The sequence below is a fragment of the Candidatus Xenohaliotis californiensis genome (assembly GCF_963930935.1).
Classification (GTDB): Bacteria; Pseudomonadota; Alphaproteobacteria; order Rickettsiales; family CAWVOK01; genus Xenohaliotis; species Xenohaliotis californiensis.
Genome location: NZ_CAWVOK010000028.1, coordinates 18,486 through 27,547, shown reverse-complemented (window position 1 = coordinate 27,547; position 9,062 = coordinate 18,486). Strand labels below are relative to the sequence as shown.

The 9,062-nt window shown below is 29.6% G+C and carries 8 protein-coding genes and 2 tRNA genes; 6 read left to right on the top strand and 4 right to left on the bottom strand.

Annotated features, from left to right (window positions below; all coding sequences use genetic code 11):
* The first annotated feature begins 42 nt into the window (after positions 1-42).
* The 3 genes from AABI72_RS03820 (at position 43) to mnmE (ending at position 2,054) form a co-directional block, all read left to right on the top strand.
* Positions 43-115 (top strand) — tRNA-Arg (locus AABI72_RS03820).
* Positions 116-140: 25 nt separating this feature from the next.
* Positions 141-644 (top strand): methylated-DNA--[protein]-cysteine S-methyltransferase, encoded by a 504-nt coding sequence (locus AABI72_RS03815; RefSeq protein ID WP_338364582.1) that lies wholly within the window; start codon positions 141-143, stop codon positions 642-644.
* Positions 645-728: 84 nt separating this feature from the next.
* Complete coding sequence (gene mnmE / locus AABI72_RS03810) at positions 729-2,054, top strand: tRNA uridine-5-carboxymethylaminomethyl(34) synthesis GTPase MnmE (RefSeq protein ID WP_338364580.1); 1,326 nt, start codon at positions 729-731, stop codon at positions 2,052-2,054.
* 4 nt (positions 2,055-2,058) lie between these two features.
* On the opposite strand, the gene AABI72_RS03805 is transcribed toward mnmE, so the two are convergent.
* The 3 genes from AABI72_RS03805 to yidC form a co-directional block, all read right to left on the bottom strand.
* Positions 2,059-2,133, bottom strand: a tRNA-Gly gene (locus AABI72_RS03805).
* A 60-nt stretch (positions 2,134-2,193) separates the two neighbouring features.
* The gene (locus AABI72_RS03800) at positions 2,194-2,334 is read right to left on the bottom strand and encodes a hypothetical protein (protein WP_338364577.1); all 141 of its coding nucleotides are present in this window, start codon (positions 2,332-2,334) and stop codon (positions 2,194-2,196) included.
* On the bottom strand, positions 2,335-4,041 hold the full coding sequence (gene yidC / locus AABI72_RS03795; protein WP_338364576.1) for a membrane protein insertase YidC: 1,707 nt from the start codon (positions 4,039-4,041) through the stop codon (positions 2,335-2,337).
* A gap of 142 nt (positions 4,042-4,183) precedes the next feature.
* Here yidC and ppdK point away from each other — a divergent pair, with 142 nt between their 5' ends.
* Positions 4,184-6,817: a pyruvate, phosphate dikinase gene (gene ppdK / locus AABI72_RS03790; protein ID WP_338364574.1), complete on the top strand. Its 2,634-nt coding sequence runs from the start codon at positions 4,184-4,186 to the stop codon at positions 6,815-6,817.
* Positions 6,818-6,837: 20 nt separating this feature from the next.
* Here the strand turns inward: ppdK and rpsF are convergent, their stop codons facing one another.
* On the bottom strand, positions 6,838-7,263 hold the full coding sequence (gene rpsF / locus AABI72_RS03785) for a 30S ribosomal protein S6 (RefSeq protein WP_338364572.1): 426 nt from the start codon (positions 7,261-7,263) through the stop codon (positions 6,838-6,840).
* 180 nt (positions 7,264-7,443) lie between these two features.
* Between rpsF and AABI72_RS03780 the strand changes: the two genes are divergently transcribed.
* The gene (locus AABI72_RS03780; RefSeq protein ID WP_338364570.1) at positions 7,444-8,499 is read left to right on the top strand and encodes a hypothetical protein; all 1,056 of its coding nucleotides are present in this window, start codon (positions 7,444-7,446) and stop codon (positions 8,497-8,499) included.
* Positions 8,500-8,807: 308 nt separating this feature from the next.
* Positions 8,808-9,032 carry a hypothetical protein gene (locus AABI72_RS03775; RefSeq protein WP_338364568.1) on the top strand — a complete coding sequence of 75 codons (225 nt, stop codon included), beginning with the start codon at positions 8,808-8,810 and terminating at the stop codon, positions 9,030-9,032.
* The last annotated feature ends 30 nt before the right edge of the window (positions 9,033-9,062 follow it).

The following is a 9,062-nucleotide window of genomic DNA, read 5'->3' as shown; positions in this document are numbered from 1 at the left end:
TGAATGAAAAAGGTTATAATTTTTAATATTATTAATAAATTTGTGCCCATAGCTCAGTGGATAGAGCATTGCTCCCCGAAAGCAAAGGTCATAGGTTCAAATCCTATTGGGCACATTCATAAACATAATTTTGTGTTAATATGGTAAGGATATGCTATTATTTATCTCCAATTGGTTGGCTTCAAATAATTGCAAACAACAACATGTTAATAAAATTAACTTTCATTGAAAGCGCTATTAAAAATATTGAAAACAAAATTGAAAACAAAGATTGCTTCCAAAAATTATGCACAAAATGGCTTGATAATTATTTTAATGGCTTACTGTACAGTAAGCCACCAAACAGTATGCAAATAGGAACTCTTTTTCAAAATAAAGTATGGAAATACTTACTAAAGTGTAAACCAGGTTATACCATAACTTATGGAAAGCTTGCTAAAAATATTGGTTATGCGATGGCTCCAAGAGCAGTAGGTAATGCATTAGGAAAAAATAAATTAAACATTATAATTCCATGTCATAGAGTAATTGGAGCAAATAATAATTTAGGTGGATATGCTGCAAAAAAATGGCGTAAAAAATTTTTATTAAAGCATGAATCAAAATTTATATACAACAAACAAGATGTAAATTTACTATTGTAAATATTTTATATTGTATGCATGCTACAAAATAGTTAAAATTATTTTAATAAGCAATATTAACTTTATTATATCAGTCAATTTGCTATGCAAAAAACAATATATGCACCACTTACACCAATTGCCAGATCTGCTGTTGCAATTGTACGAATCTCTGGCAATAATGCAAAAATTATTGTAGGCTACCTATCTAAAAATCCAATAAAATCACCTAGAGTGGCAATTCTGTCAAAAATATATAGTCTTAAGAAAATTTTTATTGATGAAGTAATGGTACTGTGGTTTCCTGCTCCTAACAGTTTCACTGGAGAGGATGTTATAGAAATACATTCACATGGTGGTGTTATGGTGATAAAAAGCATATTAAATCTTATGAAAGATGTTGGATTTCAATATGCTAAACCTGGAGAATTTACTAAAAGAGCTGTATTAAACAATAAAATGTCTTTAGATAAATCAGAGGCTATAGCTGATTTAATAAATGCTGAAACTCCAATACAGATGCAAGGTGCTATTGCAAGTATGCATACTATTAATACACTGAAATCATGGAGAAATTATTTGCTAGAAATGCTTGCTATAGTTGAGATCAATATTGATTTTGGAGATGATATGGCCATTGAATCTACAAAAAAACAGTTGCAAAAATTATTATTTTCCTTAAGATCATCTGTAAATAATGTATCACAAAACACAGCTGAAGAATTAGCAAAATCAAATATTAAAATAGTAATTATGGGAGTTGCAAATGCTGGCAAATCAACCTTAATTAACCATATCACAGGATCAGATATATCTATAACTTCAGAAATAGCTGGAACAACTAGAGATGTTATTGAGTCAAATCTTGACATTGCTGGTCATAAGGTAACACTAATAGATACAGCTGGTATTAGGGCAAACGTTAGAAATCCAATTGAAATTGAAGGAATTAAAAGAGCTTATGCAAAAATAAAAAACTCTACCATTAGGGTAGCAGTTATAGACTGTAACAATATTGATGCTGAGTACTCTTGCATACAACATTTAATAAATAAAAACACCATATTAGTGGCTAGTAAAGCTGATTCTGTACAAGGAAAATTTTTAACTACTAGTAATGGTACATTCTTAGCTATATCTGCACACAAAAATAAGGGAATAGATGATCTGCTTAGCATTATACAACAAAAAATATCTACCTGTTTTGATTTGAAGAATGATTCTATCTTACTAAGAGAAAGATACAAGAATGCTGTGTATGATTTTATTAAATATATTAATGAAATATATATTACAGATAATATGGAAGTTGAGATAATAGCACATCAATTGCATAGTGCAATAGCAAAGTTAAATGAATCATTAGGGGAAGAATTTAATAATGAAGACATTTTAAATAAAATATTCAGCAATTTTTGTATAGGAAAATAGTTAATGGAGCGGAAGAGGGGGCTCGAACCCCCGACCCCAACCTTGGCAAGGTTGTGCTCTACCACTGAGCTACTCCCGCAAAATACTGATAATAGATGAAAAAATTATATCAGAATAATTATTTATATCAAGTATAATATTATTCTCTTTTTTCAGTTTTCAGCACTTGTTGTTTATTATTAAAACTACTAGATAATATTTTTTTCTTACGTCGTAGCAAATTAGATCTAAGTGCATCACTAAGTTTTTTTTGAAAATCAATGTTTATTATTTTAGCCATTTATTTAACCTTATGAAGTTTAAGCATTAAAAAATGTTGCAGTATTGACAGCATATTGCTCCAAATCCAATAAATCAACAATCCTGCTGGAAATGATGCAAAGACAAACAGAAATAAATATGGCATCATTTTTATTACTTTTTCTTGTGATGGGTCAATGTTGGTAGCTTTTACTCCATTGGTAAATTTTTGTTGTAATATCATAGTAACTGTTAGCAGTATAGGTAATATACCAATAGATAATTTGTTGAAGAAATTAATATTTAAATATTTAAATAATATAAAAATATTAATTGGATCTGGTACTGATAAATCTTTAATCCAATAAAAAAATGGGGCATGACGCATTGATATGCTGACAATTAATACTTTATATAAAGCAAAAAACACTGGTATTTGTATAAATAAAGGAAGGCATCCAGATAAAGGATTAGTTTTTTGTTCTTTAAACAATCTCATCATTGCAAGATTTAGCTGCATTTTATCACCAGAATGTCTATCTTGCAATTCTCTAATTTTTGGTTGCAGAATACGCATTTTTTGTCCAGATATATATGTTTTAATAGTTAAAGGAAACATCACACTTTTAACCAGCACAGTTAAAATTAATATTGATACACCAAAATTATGTGTTAATTTCTGTAAAAATTGCAATAACAGCAACAGTGGTCTGGTTATAAAATACAACATACCAAAATCTAATGCTCTGTCAAATAAGACAATTTTTTTTTGACTTGCATAGTAATCTAAAACACTCAGTTCTTTAGCACCAAGAAACAAGCTGCTAGAAACAGAAGATACTTCACCTGGTTTAATTGCAACCAGTGGTGTAACAAAACTTATTTGTGATTTAAAAAAATTATTTCTATCTTTAGCAGCTTGTATATCTATTGTTGAGGAAGATAATGGAGTTATTAGTGCAGTTAACCAATACTTATCACTAAAAGCCACCCAATTATGATTAGCACTTGCAGGCTTATCAAATTTCACATTGCCATGCTTAACAAGTTTTTTATAATCATATCTTAAAACCTTTTTGTCCAATGCAACAAGCACTCCTTCATTTGTTTTTGGTCCATTTGTTGTTGGGTTGTCACCATGCGTACCAATTAATGCATAAGATGATAAATTGATCTCTTCATTTGTATTATTTAAAACTTTTTGTACTATGCTAACCATATACTGATTGTCTATTGAAAATATCAAACTAAACCTTACACCCATAGGATTATCCCAATAAAACGTTTTATTGGTATTGTTAGATGTAGGATCTAAAGACCAAATAGTATCTTTGCTTGGAAGAAAAATAGATTTTATCTGATCTTTGGCAATCCATCCAAATTCAACAAACCTACTGTCTCTCAAACTCTGTGGTGATAAAAGTGAAACCATGGGAGATGAAATATTTGTATTAACTTTATAATTTTTTAGAGATAAGTCATCTAAAATTGCACCTTTTAATGATAATGATCCTTCTATCGTATCATTTAATAAAGAAGTTCTTGTACTAGATTGCAATAAGGCATCATCTCTTGATTCCAGATATTCTTGCTCCACGCTAAAATCAGTACTATTAAGACTAGAATTATTGACATCATCAAACTGATGAACGTTTGACTGTGGGAAAATAAAATGCCAAAAAAACATTATTAATACAGATAATGCTAAAGCTATAAATGCATTTAATAATTCTCTATTTTTATCCACTAGTAAATCACCAATATATTAATTTTACTAAGATAGCATTAAAGCATGTATTGTTCAATAAATAGCTTGGATAGCTAAGATAAAAGCTTGTTAATTAAAAAAAATATTGCATAATTATTTATAAAATTTACAGCTTAATATAATGTTTATATATCATTTCCAAGACCAGCTTGATAATATTGAATCAAAAGTACCATTTCTTGGCAATAAAGGTGTCAATCTTATAAAAATGAAAGCTATGGGCATACCAGTTCCTGATTGCTTTGTAATTGACTCAAGGCTTTGCGGTATTTACCTGAAAGATTCTAGCAGCATTTCTATAGAAATTCTAGACAGTATAAAATCTGCTATAAAAAAAATAGAATTAAGCTCTGGCCTAAAATTTGGCTCACCTGAAAAACCATTGCTTTTTTCTGTGCGCTCTGGCTCACAGATTTCAATGCCTGGAATGATGGATACAGTACTAAACCTTGGTATGAATGACAAAATTGCTGATGGTCTAGCTAAATATACAAACAACAAAAGATTTGCACTAGACACTTATAGGCGTTTCTTACAAATGTATGGTAATGTCATTAAGAATATACCACATTATATATTTGATAATATATTACACAATATTAAACACAAAGCTGGTGTTGTTCTTGATAGCAGTTTGGACATTGAATCTTTAATGCTAGTTATTAGCAAATTTAAAAATGCTATATATAATAATACTGGAAATAAAATACCAGAAGATGTATATGAGCAACTCACTGAAGCAATAAAAGCAGTTTTTAAATCTTGGAACAATGCTAGAGCAATAAAATATAGAGAAATTAAAAACATACCAGATAATATCTATACAGCAATTACCATACAAATGATGGTTTATGGAAACATTAACAACAATTCAGCAACTGGAGTGCTTTTCTCTAGAAATCCGGCAACTGGTGAAAAATCTATTTTTGGAGAATATTTGCTTAATGCTCAAGGAGAGGATGTGGTAGCTGGAACTAGAGATACTATACCAATTACCTCTTCTTCTAATGATAGAAAAAATACATTAGAATATGTAATGCCTAATGTTTTTTCTCAATTAAAGCAAATCACAAACAAGCTTGAAGCATATTATAAAGATATGCAAGATATAGAGTTTACTATACAAGATGGCAAGCTATATATTTTACAAACTAGGTCTGGTAAACGTTCTATCAATGCAGCTATAAAAATAGCAGTTGATATGGTGATGGAGGGTTTAATTAATAAAACAAAAGCATTGACAAGCATAGAGCCCAAAGATTTAGATTCTATTCTGCATCCAGTATTAGACCAAAAAGTAAAAAAAAATGTTTTGTGCACTGGTTTAGCAGCATCACCTGGTGCTGCTTGTGGAAAAATTGCTCTTAGCTCAAAAAATATTTCTAATCCAAATGAAAACTATATTTTAGTGCGTAAAGAAACAAGCCCAGAAGATATAGAAGGAATGAATATAGCATGTGGTATATTAACAACTAGAGGTGGTGTAACATCTCATGCAGCTGTAGTAACACGAGGCATGGGAAAACCATGTGTTTGTGGTGCATCAAGTATTATAATAAATCAATCAGAAAAATATCTATCAATTGGTGAACTAAAAATTAAAGAGGGTGATACCATAACAATAGATGGTTCCACTGGTGAAATTATGCTAGATGCAATAAAAATGGTGCAACCACAATTGTCAGAAAATTTTTTCATATTATTGCAATGGGCAAAAGAAAACTCACAATTAAAAGTATATGCAAATGCAGACAGTGCACATGATATTTCTGTAGCATTAAAAATGGGTGCCGATGGTATTGGTTTATGCAGAACTGAGCATATGTTTTTTGCATCTGATCGTATTCCATATTTAAGGCAGGCAATTATAGCTAAAGAAGAAAGTTTGCAAAAATTAGCTAATGCAAAAATTTTATCTATACAAAAAGAAGATTTCTGTAAAATGTTTAAAGCTGCAAATGGCAAGCCACTTAATATTAGACTATTAGATCCTCCATTACATGAATTTATGCCTAAAGATCAAGAGGGAATTGACAACTTGGCAGTACTCTGCAATGAAAGTGTTCAAAAAATAAATATAAAAATTGATGCATTACAAGAATCTAATCCAATGCTTGGCAACAGAGGTTGCCGTCTAGGTATTTTAAATCCTAGTATATATATAACACAGATCAATGCAATATTTGAAGCAGCAATTATAGTTTACAAAGAAGGTATTTCAATAAATCCAGGAATTATGATACCATTAATCTCCACTGAACATGAAGTGTTGACAATATTAGCATACATTAATGAAGCACATGCCAACATTAAAAACAAATATGGCATAGACATTAAGCACAGAATTGGGGTAATGATAGAACTACCCAGAGCAGCACTAAAAGCTAGTAAAATAGCACCATTAGTAGATTTTTTTAGTTTTGGCACTAATGACTTAACACAAACTGTTTATGGTTTCTCAAGAGATGATACTGCTGAAACTGTAAAAAAATATTTAGAGTTCAACATTATGGATTTTAATCCATTTATTAAATTAGATGAAGATGGAGTTGGGGCATTAATTACAATGGCTGCAGAAAATGGCTGGTTAACTAATCATAATTTAGAAGTTGGCATATGTGGTGAACATGGTGGAAATTCTGAGACTATTGAATTTTTAATAAAAAATAGGATGCACTATACATCATGTTCACCATATAGAATACCTATAATGATTATATCTACTGCAGTAAAGATATTGAAAAAAAATTGGTAAATAAATAAACTTCTCTAGTATTAATCTGTTGCTTTATTGATTTTATCTTGTGTTTTTGACTGTTCCGTTGTTTCAATTGCAGAATCAGTTTTACTGCTATCTGCCTCAACATCATTGATAGCTTCATCTAAATTCATTGGAGAAACAAAATTGGGTATTTTGTCTATTTTAGTTACCAAATATCGTAGAATATTATCATCAATAGACATTTTTCTCTGAATTTCATTAATTATATCAGCATTAGTAGCATCAATGTACATTAATACATAATGACCACGTCTTTTTCTTTTTATTACATAATTAAAATTACGCAGACCCCAATATTCATGCTTTATAATTTTTCCATGCCCAGCTAACATACCAGACATTTTTTTCAACAAATCATTAGGCTTGTTGTCTTGTAAAAAATTTTGTCTAGTAATAACCATATATTCATAATAAGGCATGTAACATCCCAATTTTTTAATATTATCAAAATATTTTGCAATAAAATTTAATAAAATGCAACAAAAACTCAGTAAATTTAAATAAAAACATTCCAATCTACAAGATAGGCAAAAATTTACATTGCAAATATCTTTCCTGTCAATAACATATTCACACCATTAATTTAGAATTAAAATTTTATGAGAGATAAAAATAGCATAATAATTGAGCAAAATGGCAATGTAATTAAAGTAATTTTATATACTAATCATACTGAAACAGTCTCAATAAACACAACATCCTTTAGTGCCATAGATGAAATGACCTTAGTTATTGATCAAGAAGGTGGGGCTTATGTTGTATCAATTGCACAAAACATAAGAAAACTAAAAAAAAGAAAAATACTTGACCCATCTTTTGAAGAAAGATTTGAATCTGTGGGAATTGTAAGAGATGCTTTAAGCAATAAATTAATTCAGTATAAATTTTTTATATACAGCAGTAACAACAAAATATATGCTTTTAAAGCAAATAACAGTGCAATAAATATATCAAGTGCACCAGAAATATCTTTAAATCATCTTTATCCTTTTTCAAAAAGGTTAATTGGCTTTGAGAATAATATTATACATGTACTAGAAAGTGGAAGAACAAATCTTATGTTGAGAGTATATGATTTTAATAATCAAGAGCGAAAAACATTGGATGCATTAATAGAAGGAGGTAGCGAAGTAGAAGAAGGTATCCTTAAAGCTAATCTAATATCTAGCATTAAAAGAAGCAATGGTCAGATTATGGTAAGCTATCTTTATCCAAAAAATTCTAATTCAAGAACACTGCATTTAAATGTTTGTAGAGTTATGATTTCTCCTGATTGCAAAACATCTGATACTGAAATAATCAATACTGGGAATAATTTAATAATTAAAAGCATAGAAAAACCAAATAATGATATTGCTATTATTATTGGAAATGACTCTGATGGTGTGCTTTATGAATTTGTCCTAAATAAAAAAATTATAAAAGTTGAGCTATCTACACAGGGTGCAGATAAACTTAAGAAATTTATCCAAAATTGTAGAATTTATTCTGATTGTGCTGCAATATTTCCAGAATATTTACCATGGTCATCAACTGTTTCAACAACTAAGCAGGAGGTCACATTAGTAAAGACTGTACCAGCACTACTCCAAGCACAACAGTTCCTACAACCAAAACATCAACTGTTTCAACAACTAAGCAGGAGGTCACATTAGTAAAGACTGTACCAGCTCAAACAAAAACAACTATAAACACTACTCCAAGCACAACAGTTCCTACAACCAAAACATCAACTGTTTCAACAACTAGACAGAAAATTAAACCAACAAGCATACTGCCCATATATACAGCGAAAACTATAACTGTTAATAATAAGCAATTAACAAAATTTCCAACAACACCTTATAATGGAAATATTATAAATAGTTTTAATAAAAACTCTACTCCATACACAAATACACCTCTAATTCAAGGCAATAACACAATTGCAATTATAGTAATATCCACAATAGCTCCAATTATTTTGATTGGTGTTTTTATAGCATGTTTTGTCTACAGATACCGTAAAAACAAAAGAACTGAAAATGCACATAATGCTCAGGAATCCTTAGGTCAAAAAGAGGAAGAAATAGACATGCAATATCTTGAAGCATGTGAAAATGATATTGAAAATAACATCTTATTTGATGCTGAAAACTATAGAAGATTTCGAGAACCTTCACCAACAAATTCTTTTTCACGTACATAATAAATAATCTTTCCAATTGTTATGTGTAAT

What these genes read in the sequence shown, in the direction of transcription:
- AABI72_RS03815 (WP_338364582.1), top strand. Translation starts at nt 141, where the DNA reads ATGGTAAGGATATGCTATTATTTATCTCCAATTGGTTGGCTTCAAATA.
- mnmE (WP_338364580.1), top strand. Translation starts at nt 729, where the DNA reads ATGCAAAAAACAATATATGCACCACTTACACCAATTGCCAGATCTGCT.
- AABI72_RS03800 (WP_338364577.1), bottom strand. Translation starts at nt 2,334, where the DNA reads ATGGCTAAAATAATAAACATTGATTTTCAAAAAAAACTTAGTGATGCA.
- ppdK (WP_338364574.1), top strand. Translation starts at nt 4,184, where the DNA reads ATGTTTATATATCATTTCCAAGACCAGCTTGATAATATTGAATCAAAA.
- rpsF (WP_338364572.1), bottom strand. Translation starts at nt 7,263, where the DNA reads ATGCCTTATTATGAATATATGGTTATTACTAGACAAAATTTTTTACAA.
- AABI72_RS03780 (WP_338364570.1), top strand. Translation starts at nt 7,444, where the DNA reads ATGAGAGATAAAAATAGCATAATAATTGAGCAAAATGGCAATGTAATT.